The sequence below is a fragment of the Sphingopyxis fribergensis genome (assembly GCF_000803645.1).
GTDB lineage: Bacteria > Pseudomonadota > Alphaproteobacteria > Sphingomonadales > Sphingomonadaceae > Sphingopyxis > Sphingopyxis fribergensis.
In genome coordinates, this window is sequence record NZ_CP009122.1 from 674,232 (window position 1) to 696,007 (window position 21,776).

At 65.6% G+C, this 21,776-nt stretch carries 20 protein-coding genes; 12 read left to right on the forward strand and 8 right to left on the reverse strand.

Annotation, left to right across the window (positions count from 1 at the left end; genetic code table 11):
• Positions 1–66 precede the first annotated feature (66 nt).
• The 8 genes from SKP52_RS03250 (at position 67) to SKP52_RS03285 (ending at position 10,284) form a co-directional block, all read left to right on the forward strand.
• Entirely contained in the window at positions 67–2,889 is a 2,823-nt protein-coding gene (locus SKP52_RS03250) for a 2-oxoglutarate dehydrogenase E1 component (protein WP_039579566.1), read from the forward strand.
• 32 nt (positions 2,890–2,921) lie between these two features.
• Entirely contained in the window at positions 2,922–4,172 is a 1,251-nt protein-coding gene (gene odhB, locus SKP52_RS03255; protein ID WP_039571710.1) for a 2-oxoglutarate dehydrogenase complex dihydrolipoyllysine-residue succinyltransferase, read from the forward strand.
• A gap of 71 nt (positions 4,173–4,243) precedes the next feature.
• Complete coding sequence (locus tag SKP52_RS03260; RefSeq protein WP_228383805.1) at positions 4,244–4,537, forward strand: GIY-YIG nuclease family protein; 294 nt, start codon at positions 4,244–4,246, stop codon at positions 4,535–4,537.
• A 44-nt stretch (positions 4,538–4,581) separates the two neighbouring features.
• On the forward strand, positions 4,582–5,979 hold the full coding sequence (lpdA, locus tag SKP52_RS03265; protein WP_039571713.1) for a dihydrolipoyl dehydrogenase: 1,398 nt from the start codon (positions 4,582–4,584) through the stop codon (positions 5,977–5,979).
• A 23-nt stretch (positions 5,980–6,002) separates the two neighbouring features.
• Positions 6,003–7,340, forward strand: coding sequence for an amidohydrolase (locus SKP52_RS03270; protein ID WP_039571716.1), 1,338 nt, complete (start codon positions 6,003–6,005; stop codon positions 7,338–7,340).
• A gap of 90 nt (positions 7,341–7,430) precedes the next feature.
• On the forward strand, positions 7,431–7,979 hold the full coding sequence (locus SKP52_RS03275; protein WP_407695100.1) for a trimeric intracellular cation channel family protein: 549 nt from the start codon (positions 7,431–7,433) through the stop codon (positions 7,977–7,979).
• Positions 7,980–8,029: 50 nt separating this feature from the next.
• Complete coding sequence (locus SKP52_RS03280; RefSeq protein ID WP_039571719.1) at positions 8,030–9,358, forward strand: oxygenase MpaB family protein; 1,329 nt, start codon at positions 8,030–8,032, stop codon at positions 9,356–9,358.
• A 23-nt stretch (positions 9,359–9,381) separates the two neighbouring features.
• Positions 9,382–10,284 (forward strand): alpha/beta fold hydrolase, encoded by a 903-nt coding sequence (locus SKP52_RS03285; protein WP_039571722.1) that lies wholly within the window; start codon positions 9,382–9,384, stop codon positions 10,282–10,284.
• Positions 10,285–10,387: 103 nt separating this feature from the next.
• Here the strand turns inward: SKP52_RS03285 and sppA are convergent, their stop codons facing one another.
• The 6 genes from sppA to SKP52_RS03315 form a co-directional block, all read right to left on the reverse strand.
• Complete coding sequence (gene sppA, locus SKP52_RS03290; RefSeq protein WP_039571725.1) at positions 10,388–12,370, reverse strand: signal peptide peptidase SppA; 1,983 nt, start codon at positions 12,368–12,370, stop codon at positions 10,388–10,390.
• 78 nt (positions 12,371–12,448) lie between these two features.
• Positions 12,449–13,345: an NAD-dependent epimerase/dehydratase family protein gene (locus SKP52_RS03295; protein ID WP_039579576.1), complete on the reverse strand. Its 897-nt coding sequence runs from the start codon at positions 13,343–13,345 to the stop codon at positions 12,449–12,451.
• A 14-nt stretch (positions 13,346–13,359) separates the two neighbouring features.
• Positions 13,360–14,463: a glutamate 5-kinase gene (proB, locus tag SKP52_RS03300; RefSeq protein ID WP_039571728.1), complete on the reverse strand. Its 1,104-nt coding sequence runs from the start codon at positions 14,461–14,463 to the stop codon at positions 13,360–13,362.
• A 46-nt stretch (positions 14,464–14,509) separates the two neighbouring features.
• Positions 14,510–15,148, reverse strand: coding sequence for a MipA/OmpV family protein (locus tag SKP52_RS03305; RefSeq protein ID WP_052207761.1), 639 nt, complete (start codon positions 15,146–15,148; stop codon positions 14,510–14,512).
• Positions 15,149–15,364: 216 nt separating this feature from the next.
• Positions 15,365–16,417, reverse strand: coding sequence for a GTPase ObgE (gene obgE, locus SKP52_RS03310; RefSeq protein WP_039571731.1), 1,053 nt, complete (start codon positions 16,415–16,417; stop codon positions 15,365–15,367).
• A 175-nt stretch (positions 16,418–16,592) separates the two neighbouring features.
• Positions 16,593–17,201, reverse strand: a complete 609-nt coding sequence (locus SKP52_RS03315; protein WP_039571733.1) for a TetR/AcrR family transcriptional regulator — start codon at positions 17,199–17,201, stop codon at positions 16,593–16,595.
• 58 nt (positions 17,202–17,259) lie between these two features.
• On the opposite strand from SKP52_RS03315, the gene SKP52_RS03320 reads away from it, so the two are divergent.
• The 3 genes from SKP52_RS03320 (at position 17,260) to SKP52_RS03330 (ending at position 19,522) form a co-directional block, all read left to right on the forward strand.
• Entirely contained in the window at positions 17,260–18,150 is an 891-nt protein-coding gene (locus SKP52_RS03320) for a metal-dependent hydrolase (RefSeq protein WP_039579584.1), read from the forward strand.
• 249 nt (positions 18,151–18,399) lie between these two features.
• Complete coding sequence (locus SKP52_RS03325) at positions 18,400–18,960, forward strand: hypothetical protein (RefSeq protein ID WP_039571736.1); 561 nt, start codon at positions 18,400–18,402, stop codon at positions 18,958–18,960.
• A gap of 31 nt (positions 18,961–18,991) precedes the next feature.
• Positions 18,992–19,522: a GNAT family N-acetyltransferase gene (locus tag SKP52_RS03330; protein WP_039571737.1), complete on the forward strand. Its 531-nt coding sequence runs from the start codon at positions 18,992–18,994 to the stop codon at positions 19,520–19,522.
• Here the strand turns inward: SKP52_RS03330 and SKP52_RS03335 are convergent.
• Entirely contained in the window at positions 19,519–19,965 is a 447-nt protein-coding gene (locus SKP52_RS03335) for an NfeD family protein (protein ID WP_039571740.1), read from the reverse strand. The two genes, SKP52_RS03330 and SKP52_RS03335, sit on opposite strands and share 4 nt — an antisense overlap.
• A 1-nt stretch (position 19,966) precedes the next feature.
• Complete coding sequence (locus SKP52_RS03340) at positions 19,967–20,878, reverse strand: SPFH domain-containing protein (RefSeq protein ID WP_039571743.1); 912 nt, start codon at positions 20,876–20,878, stop codon at positions 19,967–19,969.
• 83 nt (positions 20,879–20,961) lie between these two features.
• On the opposite strand from SKP52_RS03340, the gene SKP52_RS03345 reads away from it, so the two are divergent.
• Positions 20,962–21,774 (forward strand): HpcH/HpaI aldolase/citrate lyase family protein, encoded by an 813-nt coding sequence (locus SKP52_RS03345; protein ID WP_039571746.1) that lies wholly within the window; start codon positions 20,962–20,964, stop codon positions 21,772–21,774.
• Positions 21,775–21,776 lie beyond the last annotated feature (2 nt).

Here is a 21,776-nt window from a genome sequence, read left to right on the forward strand (position 1 = left end):
GCCCTTTGCCGGCGGGCCTTTGATCCCCATATAAAATCCCACCCCTACCTCCCCGTGGAAAAGCAGATGAACCTCGAACGACAAAGCTTCGACATCGACGAGCCGCAGGCCGGCCCGAGCTGGGCGCCGAAGAACTGGCCCCAGATCGATAGCGACGACCTGACCGCCGCGCTCGACCCGCAGCAGATGCAAGTCGCGGTGAAGGCCGCCGCCGCCAAGGCGGGTGCCGCGCTGTCGAGCGCCGAGGTCGAGCGCGCCGCCGACGATTCGATCCGCGCGATGATGCTGATCCGCACCTATCGCGTGCGCGGCCATCTTGCTGCCAATCTCGATCCGCTCGGCCTCAGCACGCGCGAGCTGCCCGCCGACCTCACGCCGGAATTTCACGGCTTTGTCGGCGCCGATCAGGACCGCCCGGTGTTCATCGGCGGCACGCTCGGCCTCGAGCGCGCGACGGTGCGCGAGATCGTCGCCATCCTGCGCGCCAATTATTGCGGCAATGTCGGCCTTGAATATATGCATATCGCCGATCTGAAGGAGCGCCAGTTCCTCCAGGAACGGATGGAAGGCGCCGACAAGATCATCGAATTTTCGGTCGAGGGCAAACGCGCCATCCTGAACAAGGTGATCGAAGCCGAGGAGTGGGAGAAATTCCTCGCGCGCAAATATGTCGGGACGAAGCGTTTCGGCCTCGACGGCGGCGAAAGCATGATCCCCGCAATGGAAGCGATCATCAAATATGGCGGCCAATATGGCGTGCGCGAAATCGTCTATGGCATGGCGCATCGCGGGCGGCTCAACATGCTCGCGAACGTCATGGCCAAGCCGTATAAGGTGATCTTCCACGAATTCGCCGGCGGATCGGCGAACCCCGACGATGTCGGCGGTTCGGGCGACGTCAAATATCACCTCGGCACCTCGACCGACCGCGAATTCGGCGGTGCGTCGGTGCATATGTCGCTAGTTCCCAACCCGTCGCACCTCGAAGCCGCCGACCCCGTCGTGCTCGGCAAGGTGCGCGCGCAGCAGGTGGTGCGCGACGACCTCGAAAAGCATGAGCAGGTGCTGCCCGTGCTGATCCACGGCGACGCGGCGTTCGCGGGGCAGGGAATCGTATGGGAATGCCTCGGCTTCTCGGGCATCCGCGGTTACAACACCGGCGGCTGCATCCACTTCATCGTGAACAACCAGATCGGCTTCACGACCAGCCCGCAGTTCGCGCGCTCGTCGCCCTATCCGTCGGACGTCGCAAAGGGCGTGATGGCGCCGATCCTGCACGTCAACGGCGACGATCCCGAGGCGGTGACCTTTGCGTGCAAGCTCGCGATCGATTTCCGCCAGCAGTTCAAGCGCGACGTCGTGATCGACATGTGGTGTTATCGCCGCTTTGGCCATAACGAGGGCGACGAGCCTTCGTTCACCCAGCCGCTGATGTATGCCGTCATTCGCCAGCATCCGCCGGTGTCGCAGCTTTGCGCCGCAAAGCTGGAAGCCGAAGGCGTGATCGACGCGGGCTGGGCCGATGCCCACCGCGCCGAGTTCGTCGCACGGCTCGAAGGCGATTTCGAAGCGGCGAAAAGCTACAAGCCGAACAAGGCCGACTGGTTTGCGGGTCGCTGGTCGGGGCTGCACGCCCCCGCCGATCCCGAGAATGCGCGCCGCAACATCTCGACCGGGGTTTCGGACAAATTGTTCGACGCGATCGGCCGCACGCTGACGACGATCCCCGACGACGTCGAGGTGCACAAGACGCTCCGCCGCGTGATCGACGCGCGCGGCGCGATGTTCGCCGACAAGGGCGACGGCGAAGTGTTCGACTGGGCGACCGCCGAAAGCCTCGCTTTCGGGACCCTGCTCAGCGAGGGCTATCAGGTCCGCCTGTCGGGCCAGGATTCGGGGCGCGGCACCTTCAGCCAGCGCCACGCGGTCTGGGTCGACCAGAAGACCGAAGCCAAATATGTGCCGCTGACCACCGTGCCGCACGGCCGGTTCGAGGTGCTCGACAGCCCTCTCAGCGAATATGGCGTGCTCGGCTTCGAATATGGCTATGCGATGGCCGATCCGAAGAGCCTCGTGCTCTGGGAAGCGCAGTTCGGCGACTTCGCCAATGGCGCACAGATCATGATCGACCAGTTCATCGCGTCGGGCGAGGCCAAATGGCTGCGCGCCAACGGCCTCGTGCTGTTGCTGCCGCATGGCTATGAAGGGCAGGGGCCGGAACATAGCTCGGCGCGTCTCGAACGCTTCCTGCAACTCTGCGCCGGCGACAATATCCAGGTGTGCAATATTTCGACCCCGTCGAACTATTTCCACGTCTTGCGCCGCCAAATGCTGCGGCCCTTCCGCAAACCGCTGATCATCATGACGCCGAAATCGCTGCTCCGTCACAAGCTGGCGGTGTCGCAGCGTAGCGACTTCCTCGGCGACGCGCATTTCCGGCGCATCATGTCCGACCGCACCCCGCCCGCCGACAAGGACGTCAAGCGCGTCGTGCTCTGCTCGGGCAAGGTCGGTTACGACCTGATGGAAGCCCGCGACGCGGCAGGCCTGACCGACACGACGGTGGTTCGCATCGAGCAGCTCTATCCCTTCCCCGGCGAGGCGCTCAGCGTTCGGCTGAAGCGGATGCCCAACCTCGAAGAGGTGGTTTGGGCGCAGGAAGAACCGCGCAACAACGGCGCCTGGTTCTTCGTCAACGAACTGATCGAGGATGCGCTGACCGATGCGGGCAAGAAGGGCATGCGGCCGCGCTATGCGGGCCGTGCCGCCGCGGCCTCGCCCGCGACGGGCCTGATGAGCCGTCACCAGACCGAACAGTCGGCGCTCGTCGCCGATGCGCTCGGCCTCAGCGTCCGCGCCGAAATCCGCCGTACCAAGAACAAAGCCTGAGCCCAGAGCCTAATCCCCAAGGAACTGCACCTATGAGCACCGAAGTCAAAGTCCCCACGCTGGGCGAAAGCGTTACTGAAGCCACGATCGGCGAATGGCTGAAGAAGCCCGGCGAGGCGGTTGCGCTCGACGAGCCCATCGCGAGCCTTGAAACCGACAAGGTCGCGGTCGAAGTGCCGTCGCCCGTCGCCGGCGTGATGGGCCAGCAACTCGCCGCGGTCGGCGACACCGTCAACGTCGGCGCGGCGATTGCGACGATCGAGGCCGGCGGTGCGGCGGCTGCTCCGGCACCGGCCGCTGCTGCCCCGGCGTCCGCACCGGCTGCGAAGGCCGAAGCCGCTGCGCCGGCTCCCGCCGCGACCGCAGCGCCGGTCAGCGAGAGCGTCGATACGGTCACTACCATGTCGCCCGCCGTCCGTCGTCTCGTGCTGGAGCATGGCGTCGACCCGACGAAGATCCAGGGTAGCGGCAAGGACGGCCGGCTGACCAAGGAAGATGTGCTCGCGGCCGCGAACAACGCGCCTGCCGCCGCTCCGGCTCCGGCCGCTGTTGCTGCCGCGCCCGTCGCGGGTGGCACGCCGGGCCGCAAGGAAGAGCGCGTCAAGATGACGCGCATGCGTCAGACGATCGCGAAGCGGCTGAAGGCGGCGCAGGACACCGCCGCGATGCTGACGACGTTCAACGATGTCGACATGTCGGCGGTGATGGCCACGCGCGACAAATATCGCGAAAGTTTCGAAAAGAAGCATGGCGTGCGCCTCGGCTTCATGAGCTTCTTCACCAAGGCGGTCGCGCTCGCGGCGCACGATATCCCTGCGGTCAATGCGCGCATCGATGGCGACGAGATCGTCTATCACGACTATCTCGATGTCTCTGTCGCGGTCAGCGCCCCGAACGGCTTGGTCGTGCCCGTCGTGCGCAATGCCGACAGCCTGAGCTTTGCCGACATCGAAAAGGCGATCGCCGACCTCGGCAAGCGCGCCAAGGACGGCACGCTGACGATCGACGACATGACCGGCGGCACCTTCACCATCTCGAACGGCGGCGTGTTCGGCGGCCTGATGTCGACCCCGATCATCAACCCGCCGCAGTCGGCGGTGCTCGGCCTCCACCGCATCGAGGATCGCCCGGTCGTGCGGAACGGCGAGATCGTGATCCGCCCGATGATGTATCTGGCGATGAGCTATGACCACCGCCTGATCGATGGCCGCGAGGCGGTGACCTTCCTCAAGACGATCAAGGAAGCGATCGAGGATCCGACGCGGTTGCTGATCGATCTTTAGCGCTATGCGCTCCTGCGAACGCAGGAGCCCAGGGTGGGACAAGCTGCCATTCGGTCTTCACGGAGAATTGAATGAACAAACCCGGATATATCTGCCTGATGGCCAGTGGCCGCAACGGGACGACATATTTGGGTGTTACCAGTGATCTTCTGACGCGGGCTTGGCAGCACCGCAACGAAGTGATCGACAGCTTCAGCAAGAAATATGGCTGCATGCGGTTGGTCTGGTACGAGGCGTTTGACGATATTCAGCAAGCGCGTCAGCGCGAGCTGCAAATGAAGAAATGGAAGCGGGCGTGGAAAGTTGAACTGATCGAACGCGATAATCCACAATGGCTGGATTTGTTCGACAGGCTATCGCTTTGACACCCTGGGTTCCTGCGTTCGCAGGAACACTTATGGAGTGAGTTATGGCTGATTACGACTACGACGTCCTTGTCATCGGTTCTGGCCCCGGCGGTTATGTCGCGGCGATCCGCGCGGCGCAGCTGGGCCTGAAGACTGCGTGCGCCGAAGGGCGCGAGACGCTGGGCGGCACCTGCCTCAACGTCGGCTGCATCCCGTCGAAGGCAATGCTCCACGCCTCGGAATATTTCGACGCCGCCGCCAATGGCGCGATGGCGAAGATGGGGATCGACGTAACCCCCAAGCTGAACCTGCCCGCGATGCACGGCCAGCGGATCGACGCGGTGAAGGGCCTGACCGGCGGCATCGAATTTCTGTTCAAGAAGAACAAGGTCGACTGGCTGAAAGGCTATGCGAACTTCACCTCCGCCGACACGGTCGAGGTTGCAGGCAAGGCCTATCGCGCGAAGAATATCATCATCGCCACCGGCTCGTCGGTGACGCCGCTTCCGGGTGTCGAAGTCGATAACGACAAGCAGGTCATCGTCGATTCGACCGGCGCGCTCGAACTCGCGAAGGTGCCGGGCCATATGGTCGTCATCGGCGGCGGCGTGATCGGGCTCGAACTAGGCAGCGTGTGGCGCCGCCTGGGTGCGAAAGTGACTTGCGTCGAGTTCCTCGACCAGATCCTGCCCGGCATGGACGGCGACGTCCGCAAGGAAGCGAACAAGATATTCAAGAAGCAGGGCATCGAATTCAAGCTCAAGACCAAGGTCATCAAGGCCGAGGTAAAGGGCAAGAAGGCGGTCCTGACGCTCGAACCCGCCGCTGGCGGCGATGCCGAAACGCTCGAAGCCGATGTCGTGCTCGTCTCGATCGGCCGCCGTCCGAACACCGAAGGGCTCGGCCTCGACAAGGCGGGCCTCGCGGTCAACCAGCGCGGCCAGATCGAAACCGACCATGATTTCGCGACGCAGGTCCCCGGCATCTGGGCGATCGGCGACGTCATTCCGGGCCCCATGCTCGCGCACAAGGCGGAGGACGAAGGCATCGCCTGCGCCGAGAATATCGCCGGGCTGACCGGAATCGTGAATCACGACGTCATCCCGTCGGTCGTCTACACTTGGCCCGAAATCGCCGGCGTCGGCCTGACCGAAGAGCAGGCGAAGGAAAAGGGCGAGGTCAAGGTCGGCAAATTCCCGATGCTCGCAAACAGCCGCGCCAAGACCAACCACGAACCCGACGGCTTCGTAAAGGTGATCGCCGATGCCAAGACCGATCGCGTGCTGGGCGTTTGGTGCATCGCGAGCGTGGCGGGCACGATGATCGCGCAGGCGGCGCAGGCGATGGAATTCGGCGCGACGTCCGAAGACATCGCCTATACCTGCCACGCGCATCCGACGCACAGCGAAGCGATCAAGGAAGCCGCGATGGCGGTGACGGGCAAGCCGATCCACATCTGATACGTGACAAGGGGGGAGAGATTATGGCGAAGCATTGGCTCTGGGCAGCGGCTTCGCTCGCTCTCTCCCTTATCGCGACCGGGGCGCAGGCGGCACCCGACCTCAATACCGCGAATGCGCAGCTGACCGCGCTGCTGGACAAGAACTACCCGGCGCTCGATGCGCTTTATCGCGATCTCCACCAGAATCCCGAACTCGGGCTGCAGGAGGTCCGCACCGCGGGCATCCTCGCCCAGCAACTGCGCAAGGCGGGTTTCGCCGTGACCGAGAAGGTCGGCGGGACCGGCGTCGTCGGCGTGCTCAAAAATGGAGAAGGCCCAACCATCCTTATCCGCGCCGATATGGACGCGCTGCCGATGGAGGAAAAGACCGGGCTTGCCTGGGCGAGCAAGGCGCGCGCAACCTACGAGGGCAAGGATGTGCCCGTCATGCACGGGTGCGGGCACGACACGCATGTCGCCTATCTGGTCGGCGTCGCGCAGGCTTTGAGCGCGATGCGCGATAGCTGGTCGGGGACCGTCGTGTTGATCGGCCAGCCCGCCGAAGAGATTTTGAAGGGCGCGAAGGCGATGCTCGACGATGGGCTGCTGACGCGTTTTCCCAAGCCCGATTATGGCTTCGCCGCGCATGTGCTGAACGGCCCCACGGGAACGGTCGGGATCAAGGCGGGCACCGCTTTCTCGGCTTCCGACAGCTATTCGATCATTTTTCACGGCCGCGGCGGGCATGGCTCGATGCCCTCGATGGCGCTCGACCCGATCCCGATTGCGGCGCGCTTCGTCACCGATGTGCAGACGGTGATCAGCCGCGAAAAAGACCCGGCCGCGTTCGGCGTGCTGACGATCGGCGCAATCAACGCGGGCAGCGCGCCGAACATCATCCCCGACAGCGCGGAAGTGAAGGTCAATATTCGCTCGCTGACCCCCGAAGTGCGCCAGCTGCTGCGCTCGGGCGCCGAACGGTCGGCAAAGGCGGCGGCGATGATGGGCAACGCGCCCGAACCGACGATCACTTATCTGACCGGCACTGCCAGCCTTGTGAACGATGAATCGATGGCGGCGAACGGTTTTGCGACGCTGAAACCCGTGTTTGGCGACCGGCTGCTTTTCGCGCCTGCGAGCGCCGCCCCCGTTTCGGCGAGCGAAGATTATTCGGAGTTCGTCGATGCGGGCATACCGTCGCTCTATTTCGCGATCGGCGGTTACGATCCCGCCATGCTCGCCGACCTGAAGGCGAAGGGCCAGCCGGTGCCGACCAATCACTCGCCTTTCTTCGCGCCCAAGGCCGAGCCAGTGATCCGCAATGCCGTCGCCGCGATCGTTCTCTCGGTCATCGGCGGCGTGCGTCCCGACGCGAAATAGAGCCGAGCTTTGTTCGACATCGACAATGCGCTGATCGTCCGGTTGCTCGACCTTGTCGGCATCGGCGTCTTCGCGCTGTCAGGGGCGCTGATGGCTGTGCGGCTGCGGCAAACTTTGGTGACCGCCGCCTTCTTTGCGCTGGTGACGGGCGTCGGCGGCGGCAGCGTGCGCGACCTGTTGATCGGCGCGCCGGTCTTCTGGATTCAGGACGGCGCGATCGCCGCGGTATGCATCGCGATTGCATTAGTCGTCTGGATCACGCCCGAACGTTGGTGGCAGGGCCAATTGCTCGAATGGGCCGACGCGGTGGGGCTCGCCGCCTACGCCGTCTTTGGCACGGCAAAGGCGATCGCGTGGGGCGTGCCCCCGGCTCCGGCGCTGCTGATGGGCGTGATCACCGGATGCGTGGGCGGCACGATCCGCGACATATTGGCCGGCGTGCCCTCGATTATCGTGCGGCCGGAAGTCTATGTGACCGCGGCGGCACTGGCGTCGGGACTGTTCCTGCTGCTGCAATGGCTTGGCGCGGGGACGCCGGTTGCGGCGGTAACCGGCGCAGTCGCCGGGTTCATCCTTCGTGGCGCCGCGATCCGCTGGTCGCTTGCGCTGCCCGCCTATCGCGATCCCAAAAGCGGATAGGCCAAATCGGCTAGACTTGCCAAATCGCGAAACTCTGTCAGTTTCGCCTTATGAACAGTGATGTCAGCACCATCGCCCAACGGGTGCGCGACCAGGCGCGCGCCTTGCCCGACCTGTTCGGCCGCTTCGATTTCGACAAGGCGCCCGAACGCTGGGCGCCCGAAGCCGATGCGGTGAGCGAGCTCGGCCGTGTCCGCAGCATCGACCGTGCGGCCTATCTGGACGATCCCGACCTGCTTGCGCGGATCCGCGAATATACGATGCTCGGCGACCGGACGGGCGATGCCTATGCCGCGCTGATGCCAAGCCTCGGGTTCCAGCAGACCGTCGCGATGCTCGTCGATGCGTGCGACAAGGGAATCGATGCGGTTGCGGACGCGCCGCCCGAACTCGTGGCTCTCATCCGCGAGATGGAACAGAGGCCCGAATGGCTCGACATGCAATTGGTCGAGGAGGGCGCCGCCTATGAGCGCAACGCGACCGCGAACCTGTCGCCCTTCCTGATCCGCGGCGCATTCATCGCGACCTTCCTCAACAAATATTCGGCGCTGCCGATGGCGCTGACCGGGACGCTCGGCCAGGCGACGGCGGCGCGGCGAGTCAAGGAAACAGCGACCTTCTTTGCCACGACCGCGCTTCCCGGCGCGCTCGCCCGCTATGGACCGGGGTTCAAGGCGGCGGCGATGGTGCGGCTGATGCATTCGATGGTGCGTGTCAATGTGTTGTCGCGGCCGGGCATGTGGGACGCCAAAACCTATGGCATGCCGATCCCGCAGCTCGACCAGATGCCCGCGGGGCTGATCCCGGTTTATTTCCTGTCGCAGGAGGTGCTGGCAAAGGGGCGCACGCGCTTCACCCGGCTCGAACGTGCGCGCGTCGAGCTGGCGCGCTATCGTAGCTATCTGCTCGGGCTGCCCGAGGATTTGCTCGCCGACACACCGGAGGAGATCGTCCGCATCTGGCGCACGCGCAGCGCGACCTTGCGCTACGAATATGACGACCAGGTCTGCGGCGGGCTGCTCCGCGCGACGATGGACGCCGAGCTGTCGAAGGACAGGTCGCCAAAGGGGCAGGTCAAGCGCCGCCTCGAACATTCGGTCAGCCGCGTTTTCTTTGTGAAGGCATTTCTGGCCGGCGACGAGGATCGCGCCGCGAATGTCGGCGTGCCGGTGCGCCGCCGCGACCATCTTGTCTATGGCGCGACGATGCTCGGCATCGCGGGGCGCATGGCGGCGTACCGGGTCGCCTCGCGCCTGCCGGTGATCCGCCATCTCGCCGATCGCCGCCTTGTCTATCGGATCGAGCGCCAGCTCGCCGAATATGGCCGCGCCGAATTCATCTCCAACGCCGCGAATTACAAACCCGCGACGGCCAGCTAGGCTTTTCGAACCAAAGGATTTTCATGCAGACAGACCAGGCGGCCGTGAATGGCATCAGCATCACCTATGAAGACAAGGGGCCAAAGGGCGCGCCCGTCATCCTGTTGGTCATGGGGCTTGGCGGCCAATTGACGTTGTGGCCCGACGAGTTCGTCGATGCGCTGAACGAGCGCGGTTTCCGCACCATCCGCTACGACAATAGGGACGTTGGCCTGTCGACGCGCTTCGACGCCGAGGGCGTACCGAATGTCAAATGGATGATCGTGAAATCGGTGATCGGGCTGCCGATCCGGCCGGCTTACACGCTTGCCGATATGGCGGCGGACGGTATCGGCCTGCTCGATCATCTCGGTATCAAACGCGCGCACATCGTCGGTGTGTCGATGGGCGGCATGATCTCGCAGCATATCGCCGCGCGTTATCCGGAGCGCGTGCTGTCGCTGACCTCGGTGATGTCGACGACGGGCAACCGCCGCCTGCCGCGCGCGCAGAAACAGGCGATGCAGGTGCTCGCGAACCGCCCGATGAACGGCGACAAGGAGGCGCTGATCGCTTATTCGGTGGGCGCCGCACGCGTGATCGGCAGTCCCGGCTATCCGGCGGCCGAGGATCGGCTGCAACGCCGCGTGCGCGCCGATTTTGAACGCGGCTGGTATCCGCAGGGCGTTGCGCGGCAGATGGCGGCGATTGTCGCCGATGGCGACCGGCGTCCGATCCTGAAAGATATCAAGGCCCCGACGCTGGTGATCCACGGCGAGGATGATCCGCTGGTGCCGCTTCCGGGCGGGCGCGACACGGCGGCCAATATCGCGGGCGCACGGCTGCTGACGATCCCCGGCATGGGGCATGACCTGCCGCTCGGCCTGGTCGACACGATGGCGGACGCGATTGCCGAGCATGCGAAAGCGGTTGCGGTGCCAGCTTAGATAAAAGTCATGCGCCGCCGCGAAAGCGGGGGCCCATCTCCGGTCGGTGCTATTTCAAAACGGGCAGGAGATGTATCCCCGCCTTCGCGGGGATAGACAGTGGTCATTTCAGAAATAGCGCCATCGTCGCAAAGAACCCCTTCGCTTCGACCTGACCCGGCCGCGGTATGGCGGGCAGGTAGGCGCGGCAGTCGAGGCATGACGCTTGGATCGACCCCGCTTGGGTCAGCATCGTCAGATCCTGCACCAGCCGCCGCTCGGTGAGCTGGCGGTTCATTGCCGCGATGCCGAACCAGCCGCGCGGAAGCGCTGCGGTTTCTTCCTCGGCGCCCGACCAGCTTGCGAGCATTTTCGAAAATTCGCTCGGTTCGTCCTCGAAATATTTGGCGTGGAAATCGCCGTCGACCTTGGCGAGTTTCGCGGCGGCGGCGAGCGCGTCGGGCAGGCCGCCGAACTGGTCGATCAGGCCGATCTGCCGCGCGGTGCCGCCGGCCCAGACGCGCCCTTCGGCAATCGTGCGGACCTTCTCGATCGGCTGCTTGCGGCTTTTGGCGACAAGCCCGGTGAAGCGGCCATAGATGTCCTCGACGCTTGCCTGCGCCAGCGCGTTGAATTCGTCGTTCACGCCGCCAAACACGTCGGGCTGGCCCGACAGCGGCGTCGTCGCGATACCGTCGGCGTTGACCCCGATCTTGGCGAGCGCCTGGTCGAAGCTGGGCAGGATGCCGAAGACGCCGATCGATCCGGTGATCGTCTCGGGCTCGGCGAAGATGCGGTCGGCGGGGGTCGAAACCCAATAGCCGCCCGATGCCGCGACATTCGCCATCGAAACGACGATCGGCAGCTTCTTCGCCTTGGCGGCGAGCAGCGCCTGCCGGATTTCCTCGGACGCCAGCACCGACCCGCCGGGCGAATCGACGCGCAGCACGATCGCCTTGATGCTGCTGTCGGCGGCGGCGTCGAGGATATGCTGCGCCACGGTTTCGCCGCCCGCGACGCCGTTCGGCGCCTCACCATCGACGATCTCGCCGACGACGGGGACGACCGCGATCGCCGAGCCTTTCGTCGCGGGCGGGTTGGCGGCGACCCAGTTTTCGAGCGGGATCGCATTATATTCCCACGGCTTGCTGTCGTCGGCGGCGCCGCTGATCTCGGCGACGCGGCGGTCGAACGCCATGCGGCTGCCGAGCTTGTCGACAAGGCCGGCGTCGACCGACGCTTTCGACAGGTCGTTGCCCGCCGCTTTTACGGCGCCCGCCGTGTCGGCGATGAAGGCGTCGACCTTGGCCGCAGGGCGGGCCTTTTTGACGTCGGTCAGCCAATTGTCCCACAGCACGCTGGCATAGGCGAGGTCGGCTTCCTTCGCTTCGGGCGACTGGTCGCTGCGCAGATAGGGCTCGACCGCGCTTTTGAAGGTGCCGACGCGGTAGATGTGCGCGGTGATACCGAGGCGGTCCATCAGCCCCTTATAATAGAGGCGCGATCCACCCGGCCCTGCGATCGCGACGCCGCCGATGCTGTCCGCCCAGATTTCGCTGGCATGCGATGCGACCTGATAGCTGTCGGTGGTGTAGGCGGTGGCAAAGGCGAGCACGGGCTTTTTCTTCGCGCGCACCTTGTCGACCGCGGCGCCGATTTCGGCGAGCGACACCTGCCCGCCGCCGAGGAAGCGGTCGAGGTCGAGCACGACCGAGGTCACGCGCTTGTCGTCGGCGGCGACTTCCAGCGCATGGACGACGTCGCGGACGCGGATTTCCTTGAGCTGCGCGCTGCCCGACAGCGCGGCGAGCGTATCGACTTCGGCGGGTTGTTCGCTGACGATCCCGTCGAGTTCGACCAGCAATGCGCCCTCGCTGACCGGCAAGCCGGCATTGGGGCGTCCCGCGAGCAGCCCGAACAGCGCGACGAAAAACAACAGCAGAAAGATCAGCGCGAGCGCGTCCTTGATCCCGACGAGTAGGTTCCAGACCTTGCGCGGGAAGCTGGTCGTCGACTTCGGCTTGTCCTCGCCCGGTAGCGGACGACGGACGGGAATGGCCCAGGGGCCGGCGGGATCGTTGGGCGTGTTAGCGGTGCTATCGGTCATGTCCGCGAACCTAGGGATGCGCCCCGCCCTTGGCAATGCACGCTTCGACAGGCGGGCGGTGGCGCCATACCGGCGACGTCAGAGCCAGCCTTCGCGGCGATACCAGCGCACCGTTTCGGCGAGCGCGTCGTCGGTATCCTGCTCGGGCCGCCAGAGATCGGCGGGCGGGCATGCGCCCTCCGTCGCGACCCAGTCGGGATGCGCAATATAGCGCGCGCGGTCGGGGGTCAGCTTGGCGCGGCTGCGCCGCACGAGCTTGTCGAGCTGGCCGCCGGCCTTGAGGAGGAGGGCGGGGGTGGCGACCGTAGACAGCCGCTGCCGCCCCACGGCGCGCGCGACCGCGCGGGCGAAGCTGCGGTGCGACCAGCCGGTGGGCTTGCCATCGTCGGGTTCGTAAATCCGGCCGATGCTTGCCTCGCGGTCGGTCGCGAGCGTGACGAGCAGCCGCGCGAGTTCGTCGACATAGATTGCCGACATGCGCCCGCTCGGCACCAGCGCGATGCCGCGGCGCGCCATGCGAAACAGGTCGAGCATCTCGGTATCGCCGGGGCCAAAGACCGCGGGCGGGCGGACGATCGTCCAGTCGAGCCCGCTCGCCATGACCACCGCTTCGGCGCGTTCCTTCGACCAGCCATAGTTGGAGAGGTTCGGCTCGCGCGCCGCGAGCGACGACACATGGACGAAGCGCGTGATGCCGGCGCCGCGCGCGGCTTCGACGACATTGGCGGTCGCGGTTGCATTGCCGACCTCGAAGGCCGCCCGCGTGGGTACGTTGACCACGCCCGCGATGTGCATGACGACATCGGCGTCCGCCGCCATCTCGGTCAGGCTGGCGCGGTCGTCGAGTGCGCCCATGATCCATGTCACGCCCTCGCGTTCGGGCTGCAGCCGGCGGGTGAGGGCGCGGACATGCCACCCCGCCGCGACGGCATCGCGCATCGTCGCCCCGCCCACGAAGCCGGTCGCCCCGGTCATCGCGAGCACCCGTGTCATAGAAGGACCATATGGTCGCGGTGGACCATCGCGCTGCGCGGTGCATAGCCGAGCGCGGCTTCCTGGGCATCGCGGCCGAGGCCAACGATGCTGGCGGCGTCGGCGCCGGGATATTCGGAGAGGCCGCGCGCGATGACGCGCCCGTCGGGGCCGGCAATGTCGAGGATGTCGCCGCGCGCGAAACTGCCGCTGACTGCGGTCACGCCCGCGGCGAGCAGGCTCGCGCCGCCTTGCAGCGCCTTGGCGGCGCCTGCGTCGATCTCGATCCGGCCCTTCGCAGTCAAGCCGCCCGCGAGCCACGCCTTGCGCGCGCTCGCGCTCTTGTCGGCGACGAACAGGCTGTGCCGCGCTGCGGTCGACAGCGGCCGGTCGATGCGCCCCGATGCGATCGCGAGGTGCGCCCCCGCGGCATTGGCGATGCGCGCCGCCGCGATCTTCGACACCATGCCGCCCGACCCCATGCCCGATGCCGAGCCGGTGTCGGCCATCGCCTCGATGCTCGCGTCGATGCGCTCGACGCGCGCGATATGGACCGCGCCGTCCTGCGCGGGGTTGCGGTCGTAGAGCCCGTCGATGTCAGAGAGCAGGATGACGCCGCCCGCCGCCGCCGCCTGCGCGACGCGCGCGGCGAGGCGGTCGTTGTCGCCGAAGCGGATTTCCTCGGTCGCGACGCTGTCATTCTCATTGATGATCGGCACGACGCCGAGGCTGAGGAGCCGGTCGAGCGTCGCCGCGGCGTTGAGATAGCGGCGGCGATGCTCAAGATCGTCGAGCGTGACGAGCATCTGCGCTGCGGTCAATCCTTCGGCCCCGAGCACCTCGGCCCAGACCTGGCTCAGCGCGATCTGGCCGGTCGCCGCCGCCGCCTGCGCATCTTCGAGCGTCCCGCGCCCCCCCTTGGCCAGCCCCAGCCGCCGCGCCCCGAGCGCAATCGCGCCCGAGGATACGACCGCGACCTGCTGACCCACGCGTGCGCGTTCGGCGATGTCGGCGGCGATCCCGACGAGCCAGTCGCGCCGCACCGCGCCGTCCGGATCGACGAGCAAGGACGATCCGATCTTGACGATCAACCGGGGACAGGAGGCGGGGGCGAACAACATCCCGCCGCCGATAGCGCGCGGGCGCCGTCGCGCCAATGCTATTACGTTATCGCGCGCCGCCGAAGGTGTAGCTGAGCGCGAGCCCCACCGATGGTTGGTCGCGCGATCCAAGCTCGCGTGTCACCGGCGAGTCCGCGGCATCGCCGACGAGCCGGTCGTAGCGGCCATAGACCGCGACGCCCCAGCGCTTGTCGAGCATGCGGTGATAGCCCGCGGTTAAGCCGACTGACTGGATGCCGCTGCCCGGATCATAAGCGGGAAGGCCCGATGTCAGGGAGGCCGCGGGCGTGACGCCGAAATAAGCGCGCGTGTATTTCGCGTCGCCGAGCGTTACGCGCGGGCCGATCGAGAAAAGCCAGTCGTCGCCCTGCCGCGCGACATAGTCGGCGCTGACTTCGCCGGTCCAGCCCTTGTGACCGCTCAGGCCCTTGCGACCCTCGAGGCGGACGCGGAGGGCGGGGGTCAGATGGACCTGCCCGAACGCGCCGGCTTCGATCGACAAGCCGACCTTGGGAAGGTCGGCGCCGATATCGGCGGCGGTGCGCTTGCCGATGAAGCCGAACGCGGGGCCAAAGGCGAAATTGCCCGCGTGGAGCACCGGCGAACCGATACTCTCGTCGGGCGCCTCGAACGCAAACTCGCTAGCGCGGGTGCGCGAGACGTCGATGTACGGGCCGACCGACAAATCTTTCGCTCCCGGCCATGACGGCGACAGTTGCGGCCCGAGGATAATTCGCGTGCGCCGCTCACCGCCATTCTCCGTCTCCTGTGCATGCACGGGAACCGAGGTCAGAATGAGAAAAGGGGAAGCGTAGAGGAGTAGGTTCGGGGTGTTTCGGCGGTTTGCATCCGGAATTCCTTGTTGTTCCCGGATAAAGCGCTCGCCTTGACCCTTTTGTTCCTAAACCGGCGACCAGTCGGCCGGTTCGTCGTCCCCATCGTCATTCTGGGCGACCTTGCGCTTTTCGGGGCCGATGATCTCGAGCAGCTTGTCGAGCACCGCGGGCACCCCTGCGCCGCTTGCGCCCGACAGTGCCATCACCGGATGCCCGCTTTCCTCGGCAAGCTCGGCCGAGAGCGCCGCGATCAGTTCGTCGTCGAGCGTGTCGATCTTGTTGAGCGCGACGATCACGGGCTTGTCGACAAGGTCGGCGCCATAGGCCTCCAACTCGTCGCGGACGATGCGATAGCTGGTTGCGACATCTTTGTCGTTCGCGTCGACAAGGTGGAGCAGCACGCGGCAGCGTTCGATATGACCGAGAAAGCGGTCGCCGACCCCGGCGCCATCGGCGGCGCCCTCGATCAGGCCGGGAATATCGGCGACGACGAACTCATGCCCCTTGTGGCTGACGACGCCGAGCTGCGGGCGCAGCGTCGTAAAGGCATAGGCGCCGACCTTGGCCTGCGCGTTGGTGACGCCGTTGATGAAGGTCGACTTGCCCGCGTTGGGCAGGCCGACGAGGCCCGCGTCGGCGAGCAGCTTGAGCCGCAGCCACACCCACATTTCCTCGCCCGGCCAGCCGGGACCGTGCTGGCGCGGGGCGCGGTTGGTCGAGGTCTTGTAGCTCGCATTGCCGCGTCCGCCATCGCCGCCGCGCAGGAAGACGAGCCGTTCGCCCTCCTTGGTCAGATCGCCGAGCAGGCTGCGTTCCTCATCGTCGGCGAGAATCTGGGTGCCGATCGGGACCTGGATGACGAGGTCGGGGCCGCCCGCGCCGGTGCGGTCGCGGCCCGCGCCCGGCGTGCCGCGCTTCGCCTTGAAATGCTGGGTGTAGCGAAAGTCGATCAGCGTATTTAGGCCGGCGACGGCTTCGAAGATCAGATCGCCGCCCTTGCCGCCATTGCCACCGTCGGGGCCGCCATATTCGACATATTTCTCGCGCCGGAAACTGACGGCGCCGGGGCCGCCGTCGCCGGACTTGATGAAAATCTTGGCTTGGTCGAGGAAATGCATGGCAGGGCCTTCAGGGGCGGGGAAGCGAAACTAAACCTCTAGACCCGCTCGTGTCGAGCGAAGTCGAGACACCCCGCAGCACAGCGTCAAGCCGAGGGGCATCTCGACTTCGCTCGATGCGAACGGAGAGAGGGGATGCGCGCCCTTAATGGGTGCGACACAAAATTACCAGCCCTTAGCCCTGCGGCTTGCCGCCATGCTCGGCCCAGAATTTGGCAATCCGCCCGGTGATCAGTTCGGTCGCGAGCACGCGCGAGGTGTCGCGCGGCAGGTCGAGTGCCTCCGCCATCGGTCCTCCTAGCTGCGCATCGCCGAGAGCCATCAGCACCAAGGCCAGCGTATCTTCGTGCATTAGGCGCTTTTCGTGCGCATCGGGTGCCATGCCGTCGATCAGCCGATGGATCGCATCGACGATCGGGTCGAGCGCATCGTCGTTGCCCGTCGCCGCCATCCAGGTCGCGAGCGCGCCCGCGCCGCCCTCGTTGAAGGCGTCGAAGGCGAGGTCGACGATCTCGCGTACATTGCGCTCCCCCGGGCCCGACTCAGCCATTTTCCGCCCGATCGTCGCGCACACGGTTTCGGCCTGATAGGCAGCGAGCGCCTTTTGCAGCCCCGCGGCGCTGCCGAAATGGTGGAGCAGGTTGGCATGGGTGCGGTCGATGCGCGCCGCGACGGCCTTCAGCGTCACCGCCGCCGGCCCCATTTCGATCAATATATGGCGCGCCGCCTCAAGTGCCGCCGACCGGCTCTCTTCGGGACTCAGGCGCTTCTTCACTATTGACATATATGTAAGTAAACCCTATTTTCTGGCCCCAGCGACCCTTTTCGACGGTATGAGCCATATGTCCAGTCTTTCGCACACGCCGACCCCGCACGATTTGTCGATCACCCCGCGCGACATGCGCTTTGGCCGCGACGATCGGCAAGGCCGCTGGTGGCTCAATGGCGATCCGATCGCATCGGCCTTCCACACCGCGCTGTCGGTGACCTTTCCGCGCGGGGAGGCGATGTTCATCGAAGCGGTGAAGGCGCACCGCGACGGGGTCGACGAGAAATTGGCGAGCGAAATCCGTGCCTTCACCCAGCAGGAAGTGATCCACAGCCGCGAGCATGTCGTCTTCAACAAGAAGGCGGCGGAGGCGGGCTATGACCTCTCCGAACTCGAAGCCGACGTGAATCAGGTCCTTGACCTGATCAAGACGCGCCCGCAGATCGTCAACCTGATGGCGACGATCGCGCTCGAACATTATACCGCGATGATGGCTGCGGTGATGCTGCGCGACGAGAGCATGTACGCGGGTGCTGAACCCGAATGGGCGGCCTTGTGGAAATGGCATGCGATCGAGGAAATCGAGCATAAGGGCGTCGCCTATGACACCTGGCTCCACGCAACGAAGGGCTGGAGCCGCTTCAGGCGCTGGCGCGCCAAGTCGCTGATGATGCTGCTCGTCACCTCGCGTTTCTGGCCGAAGCGGGTGAAGGGCATGAAGGCGCTGTTGAAGCAGGATGGCCTGACCGGTTGGCGCGTCACAGCGCGCATCTGGTGGTACCTGCTCGGCAAGCCTGGCATATTGCGCCGCAGCTTCCTGCCCTGGCTCAGCTATTTTATGCCGGGGTTCCATCCGTGGAACCATGACGACCGCGGGCTGATCAAGAAATATGAAAGCGATTATGCCGACGCGATCATGCCGACGCACTCGTCGAAGCCCGAACTGTCTGTGGCGGCCGCCTGATCCGCCTAGGCGGAAGGCGCAGTCTGGAACGACCGCAAGCGACCAGAAGTGGCCATTCTACTTCTTACTTCGTCATCCCCGCGAAAGCGGGGACCCAGCGAGCTGACGTCGCAACTGGGTTCCCGCTTTCGCGGGAATGACGAAGTTTGAGATGTCCGCTCACCACCCCAAAACCGACGCCCGATCATGTCCATCGGGCTCTGGACGCCGCGACCCTTGTCCCATATCCCTCAACATGTGGAGGGGACCATGCAACCACATATGACCGCCGCCGAGATCACGCAGTTCGAACTGCAGCTCGCCGGGCTCGACTCCTTGCTCGAATTCGGGTGCGGGGGCAGCACGCTGGTTGCGGCGCGGCAGGTGCGCCGGATCGTCAGCGTCGATAGCGACCCCGTCTGGCTGGGCAAGGTCCAGGCCGACGTCGCGCGCGAGGTGGTTGAATTCAACCCCTTTCACGCCGACATCGGCCCGGTCGCCGAATGGGGCTATCCCGCCGACGAAAGCCGGATGCGCGACTGGCCGCGCTATCACACCCAGATATGGCGCCATGTGAACGGCAGCCCCGACGCGGTGCTGATCGACGGGCGCTTTCGCGTCGCTTGTCTGTTGCAATCGATCATCCACTGCAAACCCGACTGCGTTTTCCTGTTCCACGATTTCCACGACCGGCCGCACTATCATGGCGTGCTTCGCCATGTCGACGTGCTGGCGCGCGTCGATACGCTCGCCGTCATGCGCGCGAAGGGGCAGGTCGACGGCACCGCGGTGCTGCACGACCTGTTCGACCATTATCTGATCCCCGATTGACCCGTTCGTCGGGCTTCGGCACATCGGCACGATGTTTACATCGCCTCCCTTAATCGAAACCGACCGTCTGCGCCTGCGGCCGGGGCGCCTGTCCGACAAGGACGTCCATATCACCATGTGGGCTGATGAACGCGTCACGCGCTTTATCGGCGGCGAACCGCGTGCGCCCGACGTCAGCTGGGGCAAGTTTCTGAGCTCGGCGGGACTGTGGCCCGTGATCGGCTTCGGTTATTGGGTCTTCGCCGACCGGGGGAGCGACGCGCTCGTCGGCATGGGCGGCCTCAGCTATTTCTGCCGCGGCATCGCCGAGCTTGAAGGAATGCCCGAAGCGGGTTGGGCGTTCGATGCCGATCATTGGGGGGCAGGCTATGCAACCGAGGCGATGACCGCAGCGCTCGGCTGGGCCGACGCTAACCTCGATGCCAAAGAAGTGCGCTGCATTATCGACCCCGATAACGACGCGTCGGAACGCGTGTCGGCAAAGCTCGGTTTTCGCCGTATCGGCGAAAGCGACACGCTGGGGCATGTGGTCGCGGTTTATTCGCGGCCCAAGGGTGGCTAGGCCGCCTCGACCACCAACACGCCGCCGTCGGCGCTGACGACCCGAACCTTCGTCCCTTCGGCGACATCGGGCCCGCGCACCGGCCATTCGCCGTCGCCGACCCGGGCGCGGCCGCGCCCGTCCTCGATCGCCCTGGTCACCGTCAGCACCTCGCCGACGAGACGGCCGCCGCGCTGGTTGAGATGCGGGTCGGTTGTCGTGATCGGGTTCGCCTTCAGCCAGCGGCGGGCGCCGTAGAGGAAGATGAAGGACAGCACCGCGAAGATGCCGAGCTGAAGCGGAATCGAGATCGGCGCGATCCATGCAATAGCGCCGGTCGCAATCGCCGCCCCGCCCAGCCAGATGAGGAAGAAGCCCGGCGCGACGATCTCGGCGGCGGCGAGCAGCACGCCGAGCGACAGCCATGCCCAATGCGGCCCCATGCTGGTCAGCCAATCGGGCATGTCAGGCTCCCTTGCGTTCGAAGGCGTCCTTCGCGAGTTCGCCGATGCCGCCCAGCGTACCGATCAACTGCGTCGCCTCGACCGGGAACAGGATCGTCTTGCTGTTCGGGCTGGTTGCGAACTGGCTGACGGCTTCGACATATTTTTGCGCAATGAAGTAATTGATCGCCTGTGAGTTGCCGCCCGCGATCGCGTCGCTGACCATCTGCGTCGCCTTCGCCTCGGCCTCGGCTTCGCGCTCGCGCGCTTCGGCGTCGCGGAAGGCGGCTTCGCGGCGGCCCTCGGCTTGCAGGATCTGGCCCTGCTTTTCGCCCTCGGCGCGCAGGATTTCGGACGCCCGCATGCCTTCGGCTTCGAGGATGTTGGCGCGCTTTTCGCGCTCGGCCTTCATCTGCCGCGCCATCGCGTTCGAGATGTCGGCGGGCGGGCGGATGTCCTTGATCTCGACGCGGGTGATCTTGACCCCCCATGGCGTCGTCGCATCGTCGACCACATGCAGCAGCCGCAGGTTGATCTCGTCGCGCTTCGACAGGGTCTCGTCGAGGTCCATCGAGCCCATGACGGTGCGCAGGTTCGTCGTCGTCAGGTTCATGATCGCCAGATACAGGTCGCTGACCTCATAGGCGGCCTTGGCGGCATCGAGCACCTGGAAAAACACGACGCCGTCGACCGCGACCATCGCATTGTCCTTGGTGATGATTTCCTGACCCGGAATATCGAGCACCTGTTCCATCATGTTCACCTTGCGACCGACGCGGTCGAATATCGGCATGATGAAATTCAGCCCCGGCTGCGCGGTGTGCGTGTAACGGCCGAAACGTTCGATCGTATAGGCATAGCCCTGCCGGACGGGTGTCAGCGCCCAGACAAGGAACACCAGCGCCAAGACAACCAGTGCAAGTGCGAATTCCATCGATCATCCCCTTTTGCAAAATTGCGATTTGCAAACCCGCTTCCTTATTGCGGCAATGGCGGGGTTGCGCCACAGAAAAGCGCATGACCCCAAGTGACTATCCGCCGCGCTCGCTGCTCTATGTCCCCGGTTCGAACGCGCGCGCGCTCGACAAGGCGGCGGGGCTCGCCGCCGACATGCTGATCATCGATCTGGAGGATGCGGTGCCTGCGGATCGCAAGGCCGAGGCACGCGAAGCGATGCGTGCGGCGGTGACGGCGGGCTTTCCGGGCAAACGCGTCGCGGTGCGGGTGAATGCGACGGGCGCGGCCGAACAGGCCGACGATATTGCGGCGCTTTCCGGGCTCGCCATCGACGCCGTGGTGCTGCCCAAGGTCGATGCGCCGCTCGATCTCGATCCGCTGCGCGGGCTTGGCCTGCCGATCTTCGCGATGATCGAGACGCCGACGGCGATCTATACTGCGCGCGATATTGCCGCCGATCCGGCAGTGGCCGGGCTTATCGCCGGGCTCAACGATCTGGCGCACGAATTGAAGCTGCCGGATGGAATGGACCGCGGCGCGATGAGCCATGCCATCCAGGCGATCATGCTCGCCGCGCGCGCAGGCGGCGTCTGGGGTTTTGACGGCGTCTACAATGCGATCGACGATGCCGCGGGTTTCGCGGCCGAGGCTGCCGAAGGCCGGCGGCTGGGTTTCGACGGCAAGACGCTGATCCACCCGTCGCAGGTCGATCCCTGTAACACGGCCTTTGCTCCATCCGAGCGCGAGATCGCCGCCGCCGAGGCACTGGTGACCGCAGCGACTGGCGGAGCACAGCGCCACGACGGCCGGATGATCGAGGATATGCATGTCGCGGCGGCGCGGGCGCTGCTCGAACGGGCTGGGCGTGCCTGATG

Bases quoted from the DNA above. Each gene is read 5' to 3' on its own strand.
- SKP52_RS03260 (WP_228383805.1), top strand. From the start codon at position 4,244: ATGAACAAACCCGGATATATCTGCCTGATGGCCAGTGGCCGCAACGGG.
- SKP52_RS03325 (WP_039571736.1), top strand. From the start codon at position 18,400: ATGCAACCACATATGACCGCCGCCGAGATCACGCAGTTCGAACTGCAG.
- SKP52_RS03275 (WP_407695100.1), top strand. From the start codon at position 7,431: ATGGCTGTGCGGCTGCGGCAAACTTTGGTGACCGCCGCCTTCTTTGCG.
- SKP52_RS03280 (WP_039571719.1), top strand. From the start codon at position 8,030: ATGAACAGTGATGTCAGCACCATCGCCCAACGGGTGCGCGACCAGGCG.
- SKP52_RS03315 (WP_039571733.1), bottom strand. From the start codon at position 17,201: ATGTCAATAGTGAAGAAGCGCCTGAGTCCCGAAGAGAGCCGGTCGGCG.
- SKP52_RS03295 (WP_039579576.1), bottom strand. From the start codon at position 13,345: ATGACCGGGGCGACCGGCTTCGTGGGCGGGGCGACGATGCGCGATGCC.
- lpdA (WP_039571713.1), top strand. From the start codon at position 4,582: ATGGCTGATTACGACTACGACGTCCTTGTCATCGGTTCTGGCCCCGGC.
- SKP52_RS03250 (WP_039579566.1), top strand. From the start codon at position 67: ATGAACCTCGAACGACAAAGCTTCGACATCGACGAGCCGCAGGCCGGC.
- SKP52_RS03335 (WP_039571740.1), bottom strand. From the start codon at position 19,965: ATGCCCGATTGGCTGACCAGCATGGGGCCGCATTGGGCATGGCTGTCG.
- SKP52_RS03340 (WP_039571743.1), bottom strand. From the start codon at position 20,878: ATGGAATTCGCACTTGCACTGGTTGTCTTGGCGCTGGTGTTCCTTGTC.
- SKP52_RS03320 (WP_039579584.1), top strand. From the start codon at position 17,260: ATGTCCAGTCTTTCGCACACGCCGACCCCGCACGATTTGTCGATCACC.
- SKP52_RS03270 (WP_039571716.1), top strand. From the start codon at position 6,003: ATGGCGAAGCATTGGCTCTGGGCAGCGGCTTCGCTCGCTCTCTCCCTT.
- sppA (WP_039571725.1), bottom strand. From the start codon at position 12,370: ATGACCGATAGCACCGCTAACACGCCCAACGATCCCGCCGGCCCCTGG.
- odhB (WP_039571710.1), top strand. From the start codon at position 2,922: ATGAGCACCGAAGTCAAAGTCCCCACGCTGGGCGAAAGCGTTACTGAA.
- proB (WP_039571728.1), bottom strand. From the start codon at position 14,463: ATGTTGTTCGCCCCCGCCTCCTGTCCCCGGTTGATCGTCAAGATCGGA.
- SKP52_RS03345 (WP_039571746.1), top strand. From the start codon at position 20,962: ATGACCCCAAGTGACTATCCGCCGCGCTCGCTGCTCTATGTCCCCGGT.
- SKP52_RS03330 (WP_039571737.1), top strand. From the start codon at position 18,992: ATGTTTACATCGCCTCCCTTAATCGAAACCGACCGTCTGCGCCTGCGG.
- SKP52_RS03285 (WP_039571722.1), top strand. From the start codon at position 9,382: ATGCAGACAGACCAGGCGGCCGTGAATGGCATCAGCATCACCTATGAA.
- obgE (WP_039571731.1), bottom strand. From the start codon at position 16,417: ATGCATTTCCTCGACCAAGCCAAGATTTTCATCAAGTCCGGCGACGGC.